The sequence below is a fragment of the Enterobacter sp. MGH 38 genome (assembly GCF_000492855.1).
GTDB classification, from domain to species: domain Bacteria; phylum Pseudomonadota; class Gammaproteobacteria; order Enterobacterales; family Enterobacteriaceae; genus Enterobacter; species Enterobacter hormaechei_C.
Genome location: NZ_KI535607.1, coordinates 981,843 through 1,001,087 on the forward strand (window position 1 = coordinate 981,843; position 19,245 = coordinate 1,001,087).

Below are 19,245 nucleotides of genomic sequence, written 5' to 3' on the forward strand. Positions count from 1 at the left end.
AAAACCTCAGGCCAGATTACGCAGCCGTTCCGCGCGTAATCTGGCGGGGTCTATGCAGCGCAGCGCGTGGGTGGGACAGGCTTCGACGCAGGCGGGACCGCTCTCGCGATGCGCGCACAAATCACATTTCAGCGCCTGAACGCGATCTTCCACGACCCGAACCTGCATTGCCCCGAACGGGCACGCCACCATACAGCTTTTGCAGCCGATACAGCGCGATTGCTTAACGAGCCAGGCTCCCGCAGCGTGGTGAATGGCCCCCGTCGGGCAGACATTCGCGCAGGGCGCATCTTCACACTGGTGGCAGCCCACCGCCGTAGTGAAGGTTCCCCCCTTAACCACGCGGATCCGTGACGTAAGCGCTTCTGGCGTGGCGCTGCTTTGATGCGACATCATGCACGCTACCTCACAGGTACGGCACCCGATACATTTTTCAGGATCCGCCAGGATAAATCGGTTCATGGATAACGCCTCGCGCAGGTTAAAAGTCAGTTCCGTTGAATTATCGTTAGCGCATCATACCTTGCGTGCGAATCGTTAAGGATGCTGTGGGTCAAAGAGCGGGCGCGGATACTTTTAGCTTACCCGAAGGTGCGCCAACAGGCGGAGGGGATCGGTTATCAGGCGCAGGGCTCTAATGCTACCCTCACTCCGTGGTTTAGCTGGGCAAACCGGCGTGGAGAGGAAATGCGGTTATAGGTGAATGTAGGCATAATTTGAAAAAATAAAATAGCTTTATATATATAATATACTTAATAAGCTCGGCGTTAACGGGCTTATTTTCTTTTATTCAATTTAATCACTCTGTGATCCAAACCCCGGAATCGTTTTATTTGCTGTTAACTCCCCATGGAGTTCATTAAATGGCATGCATTTTGATGCTATTTCATCAGGACACACAGTATTGAAATAAGGATATCCCATGGAATTTACAGAAAGACTGAATGCATTATCTACTAAAATTAGACAGCAAATTGAAGTAATTAATACTGAAGAAGCAACCAAAACGGCATTTGTTATGCCTTTTATTCATAATGTCTTAGGGTACGATGTGTTTGACCCGTCAGAGGTTACACCTGAATTTGTATGTGATATTGGCACAAAAAAAGGTGAAAAAATTGACTATGCGATAATGAAAAACAATGACGTGCAAATTCTCATCGAATGTAAAAAAATTGGTGAGCCTTTAAATATAAATCATGCATCACAACTTTTTAGATACTTTCATGTTACAAACGCAAGGATATCAATCTTAACGAACGGACAAATATACAGATTTTATACCGATCTCGACGCACCTAATAAAATGGATGAAAAACCTTTTTTAGAGGTCGACCTGCTTGATATTGATGAAAACGTTATACCTGAATTAAAAAAACTCACCAAATCTTCTTTTGATCTTGAATCCATCATAAACGCTGCTGGAGAGTTAAAGTACGTTAGCCAAATCAAGAGAATATTGCATACACAACTTAACAATCCAGAAGACGATTTCGTTAAGTTTTTTGCTTCGCGAGTTTATGACGGTATGCTGACCCAAAAAGTCAGAGAGTCTTTTCAAAATCTCACCAGAAAGGCAGCAAGCCAGTACATAAACGATCAAGTTAATGAGAGGCTTAAGTCTGCCATCACAGGTATCACTCCGGCTACTGTCGAAACTCAAACAGAAACACAGCAAAGTGAGGATGATGAACAAAAGGATGAAAGTGAAATCATAACGACTCTGGAAGAATTGGAAGGTTTTCACATTGTTAAAGCAATCACCCGAGCCGTTCTTGAGGCGCCTCGCATTACCCATAGAGACACAAAGAGCTATTGCGGCATTCTTGTAGACGACAATAACCGCAAGCCTCTTTGCCGACTGCATTTTAATCGAACACAAAAATACATCGGGCTTTTTGATCTGGAAAAAAACGAAACACGGCACCCAATTGCTACAGTTGATGATATTTATTCCTTTGCTGATATCCTGAAAGCAACTGCTGCTCTTTACAACTAATCATCACCGGGGCAGTACACGCCGTGCTGCCTCTGCAAGAAAAGCACTTCGGTTAGTAAATTGTGGATGCTCGCTGACAAAGGAATCAATCTTCACCAGCAAACGGCGAGGTATCGTAATATTGATGCGCTCTACTCTGCCTTCAAACTGTTTCATATTGATATCCACCAGCAACCATTGTCCGCCAATGAAATCCTCCGGATGACTTGCCAGATGCGCTTCAACCATACCCGGAAGTGGCAACATTTCATCCATTTCAAACAACGCTTCAAAATGGGCAGTTAATGCATCACGTGCATCCTGAAAAGCATCATCCAGTGAATCCCCCGCAAAAAAACACCCCGGAACGTCAGGAAAGAAACCACTGGCGCTACCGTCGGAATCAGAATGAATGTAAGCCGGATAAAACATAACTACTCCTGATATCAGTGTTTAATTCCCGCCTGTCGCCAGATTTGTGCGAGAGTGCCTGGTTTAATGTCCTTTTTAGGATGTGGGACGGTAACCAACCCTTTTTGCACTGGATGGCGAAACTGATGATGGCTTCCCTTCGTTCTTACACATTTCCAGCCATGGCTAACCAGAACAGTAATGATATCCGCACTTTTCACATCCCAATCCTTCCCTGATTATACACATGATACACACCATCGCTACTGGGTTGAATGAGACTACCGCATTAAAAACGGCAGCGCAGCCAGACTTTAGCGAAACAGGAAGAGGCATCGAGAAAAGAAGAGGGAAGATTGTCATGTTGCAAATAAAAATGCGGCCACTATCGTAGGCCGGGTAAGGCGAAGCCGCCACCCGGCTTTAACCCGGCTCAGGCCACGCCACCCGGGACGGCCTGAGCCCGGAGATTAAAACAACCCCAGCGGTTTATCGGAGTAGCTGACCAACAGACATTTCGTTTGCTGGTAGTGCTCCAGCATCATCTTATGGGTTTCACGCCCGATGCCCGACTGCTTGTAGCCGCCAAACGCCGCATGAGCCGGATAGGCGTGATAGCAGTTTGTCCATACGCGTCCGGCCTGAATGCCCCGGCCCATTTTATAGGCCAGATTACCGTTACGGCTCCAGACGCCCGCCCCCAGGCCATACTGCGTGTCGTTGGCGAGCTCCAGCGCCTCGTCCATGGTTTTAAACGTGGTGACGGCCAGCACCGGTCCAAAAATTTCCTCCTGGAAAACGCGCATATTGTTCTTACCGAACAGGATAGTCGGCTCAAGGTAGTAGCCCTCCTGCAAATCGCCGCCCAGCACCTTACGACGACCGCCGGTCAACACATCGGCCCCCTCTTTTTTACCGATATCAATATAGTTGAGGATGGTTTCCAGCTGGCCATGCGATACCTGCGCCCCCATCTGGGTAACGTTATCCAGCGGATTACCGCTGCGAATCGACTCCACGCGCCGGATCGCCCGCTCCATAAAGCGCTCATAAATGGATTCCTGCACCAGCGCGCGGCTCGGACAGGTGCAGACTTCGCCCTGGTTAAACGCGAACAGCGCAAACCCTTCCAGCGCTTTGTCGAAGAAGGCGTCCTCTTCGTCCATCACGTCGGCAAAGAAGATGTTCGGCGATTTGCCGCCCAGCTCGAGCGTGACCGGAATGATGTTCTGGGTCGCGTACTGCATGATCTGCTGGCCCACTTCCGTTGAGCCGGTGAACGCCACTTTGGCGATACGTTTTGAGGTAGCCAGATATTCGCCGATCTCTCCCCCGGCCCCGTTGACCACGTTAATGACCCCCGGCGGCAACAGGTCGCCAATCACCTCCATCAGCAGCAGTACCGAAAGCGGCGTTAAGCGAGCGGGTTTCAGCACAACGCAGTTACCCGCCGCCAGCGCGGGCGCCATTTTCCAGCTCGCCATCAGCAGCGGGAAGTTCCACGGAATAATTTGCCCCACCACGCCGAGCGGCTCGTGGAAGTGATACGCCACGGTATCTTTGTCAACTTCACTTATTCCCCCCTCCTGGGCACGAATGCAGGACGCAAAATAGCGGAAATGGTCAATCGCCAGCGGCACGTCCGCCGCCATGGTTTCCCGGATCGGCTTGCCGTTGTCCCACGTTTCTGCGGTCGCCAGCAGCTCCAGATTCTGCTCCATCCGATCGGCGATTTTGAACAAAATGGCCGCTCTGTCCTGAACGGACGTTTGTCCCCACTTATCTTTCGCCTTATGCGCCGCATCCAGCGCTAAATCTATATCCCGCTTGCCCGAACTCGCAATTTCACACAGCGGCTGGCCGGTAACGGGCGTCAGGTTGGAATAGTATTCACCGTCGACGGGCGCCACCCAGTCGCCGCCGATAAAGTTGTCATAGCGGGGCTTCAGCTTAAGGGGAAAACCATACTCGCCTGGCTGGATACGCGATGAGGGAGGATTGTTTGTCATGACCGTCTCCTTGCAGTAGGTGTACAACAAGGGTAGTTCCGGCTGGTGGTTTTCTCGCCAGTCGGTAACGGGTTTACGAGCCGTATCACGGATTACCGTACTTTACGTTTCGTTTCTGCCGCCAGAGCCATACTTAATAGCTCAGGGGCTCATGAGGAACGATGCAATGCAGCTATTTATCGGCTTTGACGTGGGCGGAACCCACATCAAACACGGCGTGATTAACGAAAACGGCGAAGAACTGACATCCGATGAATATGATACGCCTGACGATGAAAGCACCTTCAAACAGAAGTGGAAAGCGGTGGTGGATAAGTACCGCCAGGAGCATGAGATCGTCGGCATCGGCGTGAGTTTTCCGGGCCACATCAATCACCATACCGGCGAAGCGGCCAAGGCCGGGGCGCTGGATTACCTTGACGGTGAAAACCTGTGCGAGCTTTTCGCACAGCTGACCGATCTCCCCGTAACAACCGAAAATGACGCCAACTGCGCGGCGCTGGGCGAACGCTGGCAGGGCGCCGGCAAGGACTATGAGCATTTTGTCTGCATCACCATCGGCACCGGCATCGGCGGCGGTATCGTCATGGAGGGCGATCTCTACCGTGGGTCGCACTACCGGGCGGGTGAGTTTGGCGTGCTGCCCGTTGGCAACAACGGCGAGCCGATGCACGAAGTGGCGTCAGCCAGCGGCCTGATGAAAGCCTGCCGCCGCGCGCTGGCCGTGTCGGAAGATGAGATGCCTGACGGTGAGGAGCTGTTTAAACGCATGGACAGCGACGTGCATCTGCGTGAGGCCATAGAAGAGTGGGCGCATTTCCTCTCGCGCGGCATCTACAGCGTGATCTCCATGTTTGATCCGCAGGCGGTGCTGATTGGCGGCGGCATTAGCGAGCAGGAGAAAATCTATCTCCTGCTGGATAAATACCTACAGCGATTCGAGGAGTGGGAGGCGCTCCGGGTGCCCATCCTTCCCTGCGAGCTGGGTAACCAGGCGGGAAGGCTGGGCGCGGTCTGGCTGGCTAAGCAGAAGCAGGCGCGCAGCGCTTAACGCTTACGGAAATAACTGCGCGTCGCGTAGCACATGGTCATTGCCACGACGACGCGTAAACCCGATGCGGTTGAAATACTCCAGGATCTGAATCGCCAGTTTGCGTCCCACATTCAGCCGATCGCGGAAGTCTGCGGCGCAGGTTGATCCGCGCGCCTGATCCAGCTCCCGGATCAGGTTCGCAAACGCTACGATCCGATCGTTGCGGTAATAACGATCTTTCACGATCGCCACAATCATCCCCTGCTGTGCCGCATGGCGCAGTACCTGACGCATCAGCTGCTCATCGGTATTGGTTTCACGCGCCAGATCGCGCACCCACCACGGTTCATCGCCAAACAGCGCCGCCACTTTTTGCCAGACCGCGTCCTGCTCAGCGGTAAAACCGGCCTTGTGTTCCGGCAGGTGTAGCCAGCCGTGATGACTTGCAATAACGCCGCTTTCACGCATGTTTTCAATCAGCAACAGCACCAGCGCGTCGTCTTCCATGGGCAACGCCATGCGCCGCAGACGTTCACGGCCCGGGCCGGGCTCATCCTGATGCTGTTCATGGTAGGTCGCCAGCGTGCTCAGCACTTTGCGCTGCCAGCGCGCCGCCACCGGCGCGTTCAGCAGGCTGTTCCCGGCCTGAATAAAACCTGGCTCCTGCGTCAGAAGACGCAATCCTTCGCCGCTGAGCTGGCGCGCCCAGGCGAACGCCGCCAGATCCACCGCGCCACGCTCAAGGTGGATATCTAACGCAGACTTATCATCGCGGGTCTGGGCCAGCGCGGCCAGCCACTGTAAATACTCGGGCTTACGTTTGCCGCGACGGGGCGGATCCAGCATGACCACGCGCGCGCCCGCCAGCGTTTCCCGCGCCGAAATATCGCGCAGAACCAGGCGGTCGTTATTCGCCAGCCAGAGCGGGGAGTCGAACACCAGTTCGGCGAGATCGTTTTCCAGCAGCGACACGCGTCCGGTGATGTGGCTGGCCGCGTGGTGGATATGCAGCGGCTGCCACTGGGTCAGCGGCGTATGGGTCTGGAGAGAAACGATAATCCGTTCAGAGGGCTCCGGCGGCGCGTCGGCCAGCAGCCAGTCGCCGCGGTTAAGCTGGTCTTTTTCGGCATCACCGGCAATATTCAGCGCGATACGCTGCCCGGCGTGGGCCTGTTCCACCGGCTGGTTTTGCGCATGAAGCCCGCGCACGCGCATCGGTTTGTTCACGCCCGTCAGCCACAGGGTATCGCCCACGTTCACTTCCCCGCTCAGCGCGGTACCGGTCACCACCAGCCCAGCCCCTTTCACGGTAAACGCCCTGTCGATCGCCAGACGGAAGCGGTGATGGCTGGCCTGTTCACGAGACGGGATCTGCTGCAAATGGTTGCGAAGAGCATCGATACCGCGGCCTTCTGTCGCTACGGTGACAAACAGTGCGACATCCTTAAAACCGTATTCACTCAGCGCCGCCAGCACCTCTTGACGCACCTCGTCGATACGCGCCTCCTCCACACGGTCCGCTTTGGTGAGGGCGACGGTCAACTGCGGGTTTCCCGTCAGCTGGAGGATCGCCAGATGCTCGCGCGTTTGCGCCATCACCCCGTCATCGCACGCGACCACCAGCAGGGCGTGATCGATCCCGCCCACGCCCGCGAGCATATTGGAAAGAAACTTCTCGTGGCCGGGCACGTCGATAAAGCCCAGCACGCGACCGTCGGGCTGCGGCCAGTAGGCGTAACCCAGGTCAATGGTCATGCCGCGCTTTTTCTCTTCCGGCAGGCGATCGGCATTCACGCCCGTAATGGCCTGCAATAACGTGGTTTTGCCGTGGTCAACGTGACCGGCGGTGGCAATAATCATTTCAACATCATCTCCAGAAACCGCACTTCATCTTCCAGACAGCGTAAATCCAGCCACATGCGCCCGTCACCGATCCGGCCAATCACCGGCGTCGGTAATGCGCGCCAGCGCGCCGACAGCGCCTCAAGCTGGCTTCCGCGTCCGTCGCGCGGGGTGAACGTCAGCGCTTCGCTCGGTAACCTGTCCACCGGCAGCGAGCCGCTGCCAATTTGCGACAGGCAAGGCTCGATACGAACTTCAAACTCAGGGTAATGAGGAGCAACCTGCGGCAGTAGCGCTTCCGCCTGCGCGCGAACAGAGGCCGCATCACGGCTCAGCAAACGCAACGTGGGCAGGCGGTCAGCCAGTTTCTCCGGGTGGAGATAGAGCCGCAGCGTGGCTTCCAGCGCGGCCAGCGTCATTTTATCGGCACGCAGGGCGCGCTTCAGCGGATGCTGCTGTAGCTGCGCAATCATCTCGCGCCTGCCGACGATAATACCCGCCTGCGGCCCGCCCAGCAGTTTATCGCCAGAGAAACTGACCAGGCTTACGCCCGCGGCAACCATTTCCTGCACCATTGGCTCTTTTGGCAGACCATACTGGCGCATATCCACCAGCGACCCACTGCCAAGATCGGCAATCACCGGCACGTTTAGCTCGCGCCCGATGGCGGCCAGTTCAGCCTCTTCCACCGTTTTGGTGAAACCCTCAATGTGGTAATTGCTGGTATGCACTTTCATCAGCAGGGCGGTGTTTTCATTCACCGCCGCGCGATAATCTTTTGCATGGGTACGGTTAGTTGTGCCCACTTCATGCAGCGTGCAGCCCGCCTGCCGCATGACGTCCGGAATACGAAACGCCCCGCCGATCTCCACCAGCTCGCCGCGAGAGACGACAACCTCTTTTCCGCTTGCGGTGGCCGCCAGCATTAACAGCACCGCCGCCGCGTTGTTATTCACAATGCAGGCATCTTCCGCGCCGGTGATCTGGCAGAGAAGATCCGCCAGCGCGCGATCGCGATGTCCGCGCCCGGCGCCGTCCAGATCGTACTCCAGCGTCACCGGCGAGCGCATGGCCCGGGTGACGGCCTCTATTGCCTCTTCTGCCTGCTGTGCCCGGCCCAGATTGGTGTGCAGAACCGTGCCTGTCAGGTTAATAACCGGGCGCAACGCGCTTTGCGCGTGCTTGCTCAACCTCCTTTCAACTTCCTGCGCCCATGCCTCGCACCAGCCGGGTAGCGCGTTCTCAGCCTGAATATGGCGACGCGCATCGTCCTGAAGCTGGCGTAGCATGTCGACCGTTGCAGTATGGCCAAACTGCTCCAGCACCGCAGTGATGCGCGGGTCACGAAGCAGACGATCGGTAGCGGGGATCTGGCTGTAGAGGGAATGATGAGTAGTCATGAATGCGCCTGGCGAGTAAATATCTTCCCCCCTCCCGACGGGAGAGGGAGTTAACATGTGGGGGGATTGTACCGCCTCCCGCCAGGAAGTGTTATAACCCGCATCAAGCCTTTGGCGGTTCAGTCCGGGCGAAACTTTCGCGCTGGAAGAGCGTCTCCGCCAGTTTGACCAGCAGCGGACGATCCACGCACCAGCCCGGCGAGACGCGGCGGAAATTGAGGTAGCCGATGGCGCAGGCGATGGCGATCGTCGCCAGATTCAGGCTATCGCTCTGAATTTTCCCGTCGCGGATCAGCTGTTCGCACATATCCAGGCTGCGGCTGATTTTTTCGCGCTGGCGCAGCAGCTCATTTTCTGACTGCTGGGCGGCGGGCCTTGCCTGCTCGCGTACGGACGTTAATGCCGCATCCATAATGCCATCCGCCAGGGCTTCAATTTGCTTCATCGCCAGCGCTGCTTTTGGATCCGCCGGCAGCATGGCTGGCGCAACGCCAAGCAGCTCGATGTACTCCGCAATGATCGGGGAATCAAACCAGTAGTCGCCCTCGTCCGTTACCAGCGCCGGGACTTTCCCCAGCGGGTTGTACTGCGCAACGCCGTTCTCTGCGTTGTAGGGTTGTTCATTTACGAATTCAAATTCAATCCCTTTCTCCAGCAGGAGAATCGAAATCTTACGCACGAAAGGACTTGTATAACTGCCGATGAGTTTCATTGCCTATCCTTAATGCCCACAAAGAGGTCAGTATGGATCAAGCCGTGGTAAAAGGCAGGTGTGCGTATCGCATTCCTGTCGTGAGGGGATACGGGAGAAATCTGCATAAAAATATTTTGTGAATCAAATCACAATCTGAAAACAAACAGCCAACTTAACATTGTGATATTAATCACAAAAACCCGCCCATTTTGGCGTAATTCTGAACGATGTATTTTTTTTACACACTCATTATGTGATCGCTATCACTTCATTAATGTCCTCACCCCCTACATTCATGTGATTCAGATCACACAAAATTTCGCTGTCTGGACAGTTGAACGATTCAGTGCCAGATTTCACAGCATCAGAACAGGGCCCGGCTACCTCTGCCGCCGCACATTAACGATAAACCTCGGGCCACAAGCCTAAGCGTAAACATAAGAAGGGGTGTTTTATGTCATCCGATTTAAAGATCAAAGTGCAAAGCTTTGGTCGTTTCCTCAGCAACATGGTGATGCCAAATATCGGCGCGTTTATCGCGTGGGGTATTATCACCGCATTATTTATTCCGACAGGGTGGTTGCCTAACGAAACGCTGGCGAAACTTGTTGGCCCAATGATTACGTACCTGCTGCCGCTGCTCATCGGTTATACCGGTGGTCGTCTGGTGGGCGGTGACCGTGGTGGCGTCGTGGGTGCCATCACAACCATGGGGGTGATCGTCGGTGCGGATATGCCGATGTTCCTCGGTGCGATGATTGCCGGTCCTCTGGGCGGCTGGGCAATCAAGAAATTTGACGTCTGGGTTGATGGCAAGATCAAATCCGGCTTCGAAATGCTGGTGAACAACTTCTCTGCGGGCATCATCGGGATGATCCTCGCGATTCTGGCGTTCCTCGGCATTGGCCCTGCGGTTGAAGTGCTCTCCAAGCTGCTGGCGGCGGGCGTTAACTTCATGGTGGCGCATGACATGCTGCCGCTGGCGTCAATCTTCGTTGAACCGGCGAAAATCCTGTTCCTGAACAACGCCATCAACCACGGTATCTTCTCGCCGCTGGGTATTCAGCAGTCTCACGATCTCGGCAAGTCCATCTTCTTCCTGATTGAAGCCAACCCGGGTCCGGGTATGGGCGTTCTGCTGGCATATATGTTCTTCGGTCGCGGCAGCGCGAAGCAGTCTGCTGGCGGCGCGGCAATCATCCACTTCCTGGGCGGTATTCACGAAATTTACTTCCCGTACGTGCTGATGAACCCACGCCTGATCCTGGCCGTTATCCTCGGCGGTATGACCGGCGTGTTCACCCTGAGTGTACTGGGCGGCGGTCTGGTCTCTCCTGCTTCTCCGGGCTCTATCCTGGCGGTGCTGGCGATGACCCCAAAAGGCGCCTACTTCGCGAACATCGCGGCGATCTGTGCGGCCATGGCGGTCTCCTTCGTGGCCTCCGCTATCCTGCTGAAAACCAGCAAGGTGAAAGAAGACGACGATATCGAAGCGGCAACCCGTCGTATGCATGACATGAAAGCCGAATCCAAAGGCGCAACGCCGCTGGCGGCAGGCGATGTCTCTAACGACCTGAGCCACGTTCGTAAAATCATCGTGGCCTGTGATGCCGGTATGGGCTCCAGCGCAATGGGTGCGGGCGTGCTGCGTAAGAAAGTGCAGGATGCGGGTCTGACCAACATCTCCGTCACCAACAGCGCGATTAACAGCCTGCCGCCGGACGTTGACCTGGTGATCACGCACCGCGATCTGACCGAACGCGCTATGCGTCAGGTACCGCAGGCGCAGCACATTTCCCTGACCAACTTCCTCGACAGCGGCCTGTACACGAGCCTGACCGAACGTCTGGTGGCGGCGCAGCGCCATGAAGATAACGAAGTGAAAGTACGTACCAGCCTGCAAGACAGCTTCGACGAGAGCAACGCGCATCTGTTCAAACTGGGCGCAGAAAACATCTTCCTTGGCCGCACGGCGACCAATAAAGAAGAGGCCATTCGCTTCGCCGGTGAGCAGCTGGTGAAAGGTGGCTACGTTCAGCCGGAATACGTTGAGGCGATGCTGGAGCGTGAAAAGCTGACCCCAACCTACCTGGGTGAATCCATCGCGGTTCCACACGGTACGGTGGAAGCCAAAGACCGCGTGCTGAAAACCGGCGTGGTGTTCTGTCAGTATCCTGATGGCGTGCGCTTCGGTGAAGAAGAGGACGACATCGCCCGTCTGGTGATTGGTATCGCCGCTCGCAACAACGAGCATATCCAGGTGATTACCAGCCTGACCAACGCGCTGGATGACGAAACGGTTATTGAGCGTCTGGCCAACACCACCAGCGTTGAAGAAGTTCTGGCCCTGCTTAACAAATAACGGTACTCCTCCCTCTCCCCCCCGGGGAGAGGGCTAGGGTGAGGGGAAAACGTTCCTCACCCCAGCCCTCTCGGGTAAAAACATTGATGAAGGTTAACACTATGAAAGCATTACATTTTGGCGCAGGTAATATTGGTCGTGGCTTTATCGGTAAACTGCTGGCAGACGCGGGCATTACCCTGACATTCGCCGATGTGAATCAGGTGGTTCTGGATGCCCTGAATGCCCGTCATAGCTATCAGGTTCACGTGGTGGGTGAAAACGAACAGGTTGAAACGGTCTCTGGCGTCAACGCGGTAAGCAGCATTGGCGACGATGTTATCGATCTTATTGCCAGCGTTGATCTGGTCACCACAGCCGTGGGTCCGGTAGTGCTTGAGCGTATCGCCCCGGCGGTCGCGAAAGGCCTGGCGAAGCGTAAAGCACAGGGCGTTGAAACGCCGCTGAACATCATCGCCTGTGAAAACATGGTGCGCGGCACCACGCAGCTGAAAGGCCACGTTCTTGCGGCCGTCGCCGACGAAGATAAAGCCTGGGTTGAAGCGCACGTAGGTTTTGTTGATTCCGCCGTGGATCGCATCGTTCCGCCGTCAGCATCCGCCACCAACGACCCGCTGGAAGTGACCGTGGAAACCTTCAGCGAGTGGATCGTTGATAAAACCCAGTTTAAGGGCGCGCTGCCGACCATTCCGGGAATGGAATTAACCGATAACCTGATGGCATTTGTCGAACGTAAACTCTTCACGCTGAACACCGGGCATGCTATAACCGCGTACCTCGGAAAATTGGCCGGTCATCAGACCATTCGTGACGCGATCCTCGATGAGAACATCCGTGCGGTGGTCAAAGGGGCAATGGAAGAGAGCGGCGCGGTGCTGATCAAACGCTACGGTTTTGATGCTGATAAACACGCAGCATACATCCAGAAAATCCTCGGTCGTTTTGAAAACCCGTATCTGAAAGATGACGTTGAGCGCGTGGGTCGTCAGCCGCTGCGTAAACTGAGCGCGGGCGATCGCCTGATTAAACCGCTGCTGGGCACGCTGGAATACGGCCTGCCGCACGCTAACCTGGTGAAGGGAATCGCTGCCGCAATGCACTACCGCAGCGAGCAGGACCCGCAGGCAATTGAGCTGGCTCAGCTGATTGATGACAAAGGCGCGCAGGCTGCGCTGGCGCAGATCTCCGGTCTGGATGCCAACAGTGACGTAGTTGCGGAGGCGGTCAGCGCATACAACGCAACCAAATGATGCAGAGTCCGGCGCAGGTGAGCCTGCGCCCGAATAACAGATTGTCAGATATGCAGGCAATAATGGAACAAACCCAGGCCTTTGAAAATCGTGTGCTTGAGCGTCTGAATGCTGGCAAAACCGTACGAAGTTTCCTGATTACCGCCGTCGAGCTGTTAACCGAGGCGGTAAACATTCTGGTGCTTCAGGTGTTTCGCAAAGACGACTACGCGGTAAAGTATGCTGTAGAACCGTTACTGGACGGAGACGGACCGCTGGGCGATTTGTCGGTACGGCTGAAGCTGATTTACGGTCTCGGCGTGCTGAACCGTCAGGAGTATGAAGACGCCGAGCTGTTAATGGCGCTGCGCGAAGAGCTCAATCATGACGGCAATGAGTACACCTTTACCGATGATGAGATACTGGGGCCCTTCGGCGAACTGCACTGCGTATCCGCGCTCCCTCCCGCACCTCAGTTTGATAACAGCGACCCAGAGCTGTACGCGATGCAAAAGCTGCGTTATCAACAGGTTGTCCGCTCCACCATGGTGCTTTCCCTGACTGAGCTGATTTCTAAAATCAGCTTAAAAAAAGCGTTTCAGAAGTAAGCCCGCACACATTGGTGTATCCTTCCCTGTAAATTCCCCGTTTTCAGAGTTATTTGTCATGAAAGAAGTCGAAAAGAACGAAATTAAACGCCTGAGCGACCGTCTGGATATGATCCGCCATCAGATGGCCGGCCTCTCCCTTGTTGATTCCGCCGAGAAATATGCCGAGCTGGAAAAAGAGTCCGTGAAGCTGGAGGCGGAAATTGAACGCCTGCGCGAAGTGAAAGGCCAGAAGCTGAGTAAAGAAGCGCAGAAGCTGATGAACATGCCGCATCGCCGCGCGATCACCAAAAAAGAGCAGGCCGACATGGGCAAGCTGAAGAAAAGCGTCCGTGGCCTGGTGGTGGTGCACCCGATGACTGAGCTTGGCCGCGAAATGGGCCTGAAAGAGATGACGGGTTTTTGTAAGACCGCGTTCTGATCGTCCTCCCCTGCCGCTGCGGCAGGGGAAACTCAGTTGTAAATCAGGTTAAACGTGGCCATCGCATCCGCTTTTCCCGCCGTCACGTTCGCTTCCGTCTGAATGTAATGCGCATCAAACCAGAAGGTTTGCGTCTGGTTATCCCCTACTTGCCCAAGCGCTGACACCTGCGGGGTGTTCCACGGTACCACCTGCCCCTGAACCGAACCGGTATTGTCACCGTAAAGCAGTTCGATCCCGACACCGCTGGCGCTATCCTCCTGCTTCGTCAACGCCAGCGCCCGATCGTTGCCCGGCGTGGTATCGCCAAAGAAACCCATCTTAACCGCCGTGTTATTTTCGCAAGTCACCGGAATGCTGAAGCGTCCGCCCCCGGCGCGGGAGCCGATGCCGTGAAATTCACGCTGGCTCACGCTCCCCATGGGAACAAGAATGCTGCGAGAGCCCACTGAACAGCTGGTACGCCTGACGGTGAAGCTGGCGAGATGAATCTGTACTGGTGTCGCCACGTTGGTGGCGCTGGCTTGATTTTCTCCCGCCTGCAATATCAGCGATCCGACATTTTGCTCCTGGGAGTTGGCGTTATCGTCAGGCATGGGGCTGGTCGTCGGGATTTTGTAAAACACCACCCAGAACTGCAATTTATACGTTGGGGCGCTGGCAAAGGCAGGATTCTGTGAGGCATCGCAGATACGCCGGGACTCGTTGCCATTCACCTGACTTGTGCCGTCAATATAGCGTACCGCATCGGCGCCGCAGTACTGCTGTTCCCGGAACCCCAGCGCGTAGCCGATGCCGTCGATCTGAGTTTTATAGACGTGACGTGACGCGCCGTCTTCACCCACCACGGTGCCGACGGGGTTATCCATGTCGACAAAGCCGATACTACGCCAGGCGTCATTCCCGCCATCACAGCTGTAGAAATCCGCCCCGGTAGACTGTATCGGCGCAGATATCGGCGTCCAGTCAGACGTGCCGGGCGCATACCCAATGGCATAAGGCACCTGAACGACCCACTGATCGCGCGTGGTGCGGCAGGTTGAAGTCTGGGCATGGGCATGAAAACTCAGCATGCCAAAAAGCGAAAGAAGGCTCAGATAGAAAAACCAGTGAATAAAGTGACGCATGATATTCCTCTAGTGGCACTCAAGAGACAGCGTAGCGATGCCGGGGGCCATATGAGCTTTCCCCAGTCTGAAAGGTGTCTGGCATTGCTGCTGCTCCCCGTTTTCATACCAGGTGACGCGCAGGGTGCCGCGCTCGGGTACTCCGCTCAGGTAGGCCTGACCGCCGTCAGCGACCATGCTTCGGTTTGCAGAATGGCGGTTCTGCTCCACCACTTCAGCCTGCGCGCCAAACGGCAACGGTTCACCGTGGTAGCGCAGGGAAAACAGAACGCGATAACCAATGTGGGTTTTGTAATTGGCCAGCACCACCGCGCCGCTGGTGGGAATGAGCGTCAGACCGCTCTGCTCAACGTCGACGTTCTCACCCAGCGTCGCCGTATCAAGGCTGACGGTATTTTTGCGATACGCCGAGAGCGTTGGCATGACCGCATAGCCGCGGCTGTCGGTATGGATCCCGTTGTAACCCTCCGGCTCAACGTTCGCCGCACCGGGCACGCGCAGCAGGGCGACGGTATCGCCCAGCGGCTCGCTAAGCGTGACGCCATACTGCGTGGCGATAACGCCTCCGGCGAGTCCGAGGCTCGCGTTGCTACCGCTTCGGCTGTGGTCATAACCGAGGCTGACGTTGCCGTAGCCACCGTTGTATTGCAGCGCCAGGCTGGTACTGTCGGCTTGTCCCTCGCTGGCCTTACTCTGCTGAACGCTGTAATTAAGGTTGCGATTCGCCAGCGCGCTGCCGTTGAGAGACATCTGCTGCGTGGTCATTCCACGATTGTTGTGGTTGATGAAGTAACTGACCGAGCTGTCCGGTAACCAGTGGCCAAGCGGAACATTGACGTTAAACGACACGGTGCGATCGGGATGCTGCTCACGCGCTGAGTCGGTGTAGTCATATCCCGCGCCCCAGGAAATGCCCCGCCAGCTGGTGTACCAGCCAATGTGGATGGTTTTATCCTGCCCGGACATATGCCAGTAATCCTGCATCCATGCCGAGACGCTGAGGCTGCCGAACTGACCCAGCGTCTGTGAAAAGGTGACCTGCGAGCGGCTACGGCGATTATTGAGTTGCAGCTGTTGGCTGTCAGACTGATTCAGTTCACTAAATTCATAGTAATTGCGCGAGGCATAGCGATAACTCGCCAGGTTGAAGGCGGTGCCGGTAGCGCTGAAATCTTTCTGATACTGAATGCGCCACGCCTGCCCTATCGCGTTTTTGCCGTCGGGTAAATGGCTTTTTGCCAGCGTATCGTCAATGCCCAGCGAGCCAAATGCGCCAAACCCTCTGCCTATGCCAATTGCACCGGCCTGGTAGTTGCTCGCCGTACGAAAGCCGCCATACACCGTCATCATGGAGAGCAGACCGTAGAAAAAAGCGCCTTCAACAAACTCAGGCGAACGCGCATCGCCGGAGCCGGAGTGAAATCGTCCGGCGTTGAGACTGTATTTCAGGCTGCCCTGGCGTCGCATAAACGGCACCGCAGAATAGGGTTGGGTAAAGACGCGCGTTGAGCCGTCACTTTCCGTGACCGTAACCTGTAGATCGCCGCTTTGTGCGCCGGGGAACAGATCGTTAATGATAAATGGCCCGGCGGCCACCCAGGTTTCATAGATCACATAGCCATTTTGCGAAACGGAGACTTTAGCGAAGCTGTGTGCAACGCCGCGGATGGTTGGTGCGAAGCCGCGCTGGCTGTCGGGTAACATGCTCTCGCTGGACGAGAGCTGAACCCCGCGAAACGCCACGCTATCGAAGACGTCGCCTGCGGTCCAGGCATCGCCGATCCGTAGCTGGCTGTTAAGACGGCGAATATCCCGGCTCAGCCAGCTACTTTGCGACTGAAAATGGTTGCCGCCCGCGTCGCTGTGGCTCCAGGCCGAAGTGTTGCGCAACCGCCACGCCCCCAGATTGATGCCGTTACGCAGGCTCAGATAGCTGGATGTCGTGACCCCGCTCTGATGACGGGCCTGACCGCCCGACAGACTGTAATCAGTAAATGCCGCCGGGATACCATCGTCCCACTGCGACTGCGGCACGTAGCCACGGCTGCGGTGTTTCATCGCCGCCTGCGGCAGGTTGAGAAAAAGGCGCTGTTGGTTGAAATCATAGGAGGTTCGCGCTGCCGGAATAAAATCCTCGAGGTGCGTGAACGTTTCTCCCTCCTGCAACCGGGAGAATGCAGGAATGGCCCCTACATTTACGCCAAGCGCTTCCAGCAGCGATACGCTAAAAACGGGTTGCAGGCTGCCTTTCTCATTGACGAAGGTGATCTCCTGATGCCGCTCCTCGCGTCCGTTAATCTCCAGCGTCACGAGCCAGGTGCCTGGCATCTGCCCGCCCTTTTCAGAGAAATAGTGCAGATCCGCCGTTTTCTGTTCAGTAGAGGAAAGCTCCAGCGCGGCGGGATCAAAGTAATCCTCGGCCATCCCCGCACGGCTGAAGCTAAGCAGCAACACTGAAAGCGGCGCGTAACGAAACAGGCGAAAAGGCATGATCTTAAAGAGGCTGGGTGTGGGTGGCGGTGATGGCACCAAAATCATTAATAGCCGACCAGCTTACGCCCCCGGAGGCGGACACAGGCCATTCACGGGTTTCCCCTGGACCGATCATGCCCGGCTGCTCAATTTTATGCCCGCCAACGGTCAGCCGATAAAAAGAGACGTAGTATGGCGTCGGGTTAGCGGCCTTAAGCCCTTTTCCCGTCCGCGAAAACGTTATTTTCTGCCAGGCAGTTGCAGCGTCCCCTTTTAGATTGTCCGGGCGGTAGAAAATTTTAAATTTCGATTTAACGTTAACTTGTAATTCGTTGCTGCTCTCTTTTGGCTTTGGCGCAATCGCTTTAATATCGAGCCAGAATACAGATTCACGATCTGTGGGCAGCGGAGCGCCGGTATATTGAATACGCAGCGTGTTGGTCTGCTCCGGATCAAGTCTGAACAGAGGTGGCGTGACAATAAATGGCGCAGCGTTATTTTTACCCTGCCCATCCCCTTCAACCCACGACTGAATAAGATAGGGAACCGCACTTTCCATATTAGAAACAGAAAATGCCACCTCCTTGCTGTGTTGTGGGTATACGATCCGTGTTCCCCCCATTACAACGCCAGCGGAAACTGACGCAGAACTAACCATTAATGCAGTGAGCATAATATACGATAAACGTTTCATCATTATTATCTCTGGAGGTGGCTGACAGTGAAATCAGTTATAAACCATCAGGAAGTTGGATACGGCGTTAACATCGCCGGCGTTGATTTCCGTGCCATCTTTGTCAAGTGCGGCATAGAAAGTTAATTCAGCATTGCCTTCATCATCCGGTGAGGTTGTTTCAGATACCGTACCCGGTTTAATCGCCGTGCTGCGATCGCTGTTATAAAGCTTCACGCCGACACCCGTCGCCATACCTTCACCTGGCGTAACCTGAAGCAGTGTGTCATTCACCGTATCTTTGGTTCCGTCAAACAGTACCGCAACCGATTCAACCGTCTCCGGGCAGTTTTCCACGTTGATTTTGAACTCGCGCGGCGTCGTTTCGTTGTGATCGTCAAAGTAGCTTTTTGCCCACGCCCCAAGGTCTACCGTTTTGTTTTTAGAGGCCGGAGTAATATCACAGGAAATAAGGGTAATCTTCCCGGTAAAATTGATCACCCCGCCCGTACTTTGCGAACCCGCACCGGTATCCAGAGAAGCATTAACGCCAGAATCACTGCTTGCCAGTATCGATTGAGAAGATAACAGCAGCCCCGCCGCGGCAATCGCCAGCGCCACATTTTTGATTTTCATTTGGAACACTTTCCCCTCTGTAAATTAAACAGATATAGACTTGTTGTACCAGGTACAATAACCGCTATAAGGATTTAAAAACGCCACCGAAAGGGTTTTAGCAGAATGGGTGACGCGACCTTATAGAATAAAGCAGGGTCCATCCCATGGTGATAATCCGTATATTTTCAGAAGGCCATACACAGATATCCTTCAACTGAGGAATGACTTCTGGCCGAAAATAACACTGAATACGTTGTGGTTAGTAATAAATTTAAAATCTTCTGTTACGTTGCTTCTGAATAAATAGTAAATCAAATGCCTTTTAACGTCTACGTATTGAAAAGTAATACGCCGCGCTTGTAAACATT

General features: G+C 55.0%; 17 protein-coding genes. 6 read left to right on the forward strand and 11 right to left on the reverse strand.

Annotated features, from left to right (window positions below; all coding sequences use genetic code 11):
• Positions 1–6: 6 nt before the first annotated feature.
• A complete protein-coding gene (locus L384_RS16215) occupies positions 7–462 on the reverse strand; it encodes a 4Fe-4S dicluster domain-containing protein (RefSeq protein ID WP_023323869.1) in 456 nt (151 codons plus the stop codon).
• A 460-nt stretch (positions 463–922) separates the two neighbouring features.
• Here L384_RS16215 and L384_RS16210 point away from each other — a divergent pair, with 460 nt between their 5' ends.
• Complete coding sequence (locus L384_RS16210) at positions 923–1,999, forward strand: type I restriction endonuclease (RefSeq protein ID WP_023323870.1); 1,077 nt, start codon at positions 923–925, stop codon at positions 1,997–1,999.
• A gap of 3 nt (positions 2,000–2,002) precedes the next feature.
• Here L384_RS16210 and L384_RS16205 read toward each other — a convergent pair whose 3' ends face one another.
• From L384_RS16205 to aldB, 3 genes are all read right to left on the reverse strand, one after another.
• Positions 2,003–2,410, reverse strand: a complete 408-nt coding sequence (locus tag L384_RS16205; protein WP_023315016.1) for a type II toxin-antitoxin system HicB family antitoxin — start codon at positions 2,408–2,410, stop codon at positions 2,003–2,005.
• Between the two features lie 14 nt (positions 2,411–2,424).
• Positions 2,425–2,610, reverse strand: coding sequence for a type II toxin-antitoxin system HicA family toxin (locus tag L384_RS21725; RefSeq protein ID WP_057979982.1), 186 nt, complete (start codon positions 2,608–2,610; stop codon positions 2,425–2,427).
• A gap of 249 nt (positions 2,611–2,859) precedes the next feature.
• Positions 2,860–4,398: an aldehyde dehydrogenase AldB gene (aldB, locus tag L384_RS16200; RefSeq protein ID WP_006808612.1), complete on the reverse strand. Its 1,539-nt coding sequence runs from the start codon at positions 4,396–4,398 to the stop codon at positions 2,860–2,862.
• 166 nt (positions 4,399–4,564) lie between these two features.
• On the opposite strand from aldB, the gene L384_RS16195 reads away from it, so the two are divergent.
• A complete protein-coding gene (locus L384_RS16195) occupies positions 4,565–5,449 on the forward strand; it encodes an ROK family protein (protein WP_003860164.1) in 885 nt (294 codons plus the stop codon).
• A 3-nt stretch (positions 5,450–5,452) separates the two neighbouring features.
• Here the strand turns inward: L384_RS16195 and selB are convergent, their stop codons facing one another.
• The 3 genes from selB to L384_RS16180 form a co-directional block, all read right to left on the reverse strand.
• Complete coding sequence (gene selB / locus L384_RS16190) at positions 5,453–7,291, reverse strand: selenocysteine-specific translation elongation factor (protein ID WP_023323871.1); 1,839 nt, start codon at positions 7,289–7,291, stop codon at positions 5,453–5,455.
• Entirely contained in the window at positions 7,288–8,673 is a 1,386-nt protein-coding gene (gene selA / locus L384_RS16185; RefSeq protein WP_023323872.1) for an L-seryl-tRNA(Sec) selenium transferase, read from the reverse strand. Before selA ends, selB begins: the two co-directional genes overlap by 4 nt.
• Before the next feature lie 103 nt (positions 8,674–8,776).
• A complete protein-coding gene (locus L384_RS16180; RefSeq protein WP_015572763.1) occupies positions 8,777–9,385 on the reverse strand; it encodes a glutathione S-transferase in 609 nt (202 codons plus the stop codon).
• A 436-nt stretch (positions 9,386–9,821) separates the two neighbouring features.
• Here L384_RS16180 and L384_RS16175 point away from each other — a divergent pair, with 436 nt between their 5' ends.
• From L384_RS16175 to L384_RS16160, 4 genes are all read left to right on the forward strand, one after another.
• Entirely contained in the window at positions 9,822–11,729 is a 1,908-nt protein-coding gene (locus L384_RS16175) for a PTS mannitol transporter subunit IICBA (protein ID WP_023323873.1), read from the forward strand.
• Between the two features lie 101 nt (positions 11,730–11,830).
• A complete protein-coding gene (gene mtlD / locus L384_RS16170; RefSeq protein ID WP_017382581.1) occupies positions 11,831–12,979 on the forward strand; it encodes a mannitol-1-phosphate 5-dehydrogenase in 1,149 nt (382 codons plus the stop codon).
• On the forward strand, positions 12,976–13,566 hold the full coding sequence (gene mtlR / locus L384_RS16165; RefSeq protein WP_023315021.1) for a mannitol operon repressor MtlR: 591 nt from the start codon (positions 12,976–12,978) through the stop codon (positions 13,564–13,566). Before mtlD ends, mtlR begins: the two co-directional genes overlap by 4 nt.
• Before the next feature lie 58 nt (positions 13,567–13,624).
• Positions 13,625–13,987, forward strand: a complete 363-nt coding sequence (locus tag L384_RS16160; protein ID WP_022652042.1) for a YibL family ribosome-associated protein — start codon at positions 13,625–13,627, stop codon at positions 13,985–13,987.
• A 32-nt stretch (positions 13,988–14,019) separates the two neighbouring features.
• Here the strand turns inward: L384_RS16160 and L384_RS16155 are convergent, their stop codons facing one another.
• From L384_RS16155 to L384_RS16140, 4 genes are read right to left on the reverse strand one after another with little or no spacing between them, the layout of a single operon-like run.
• Positions 14,020–15,114, reverse strand: coding sequence for a fimbrial protein (locus tag L384_RS16155; protein ID WP_023323874.1), 1,095 nt, complete (start codon positions 15,112–15,114; stop codon positions 14,020–14,022).
• A gap of 9 nt (positions 15,115–15,123) precedes the next feature.
• Entirely contained in the window at positions 15,124–17,604 is a 2,481-nt protein-coding gene (locus tag L384_RS16150; protein ID WP_023323875.1) for a fimbria/pilus outer membrane usher protein, read from the reverse strand.
• A gap of 4 nt (positions 17,605–17,608) precedes the next feature.
• Complete coding sequence (locus L384_RS16145; RefSeq protein ID WP_022652045.1) at positions 17,609–18,283, reverse strand: fimbrial biogenesis chaperone; 675 nt, start codon at positions 18,281–18,283, stop codon at positions 17,609–17,611.
• Between the two features lie 30 nt (positions 18,284–18,313).
• Complete coding sequence (locus L384_RS16140) at positions 18,314–18,895, reverse strand: fimbrial protein (RefSeq protein ID WP_032627973.1); 582 nt, start codon at positions 18,893–18,895, stop codon at positions 18,314–18,316.
• Positions 18,896–19,245: the final 350 nt, after the last annotated feature.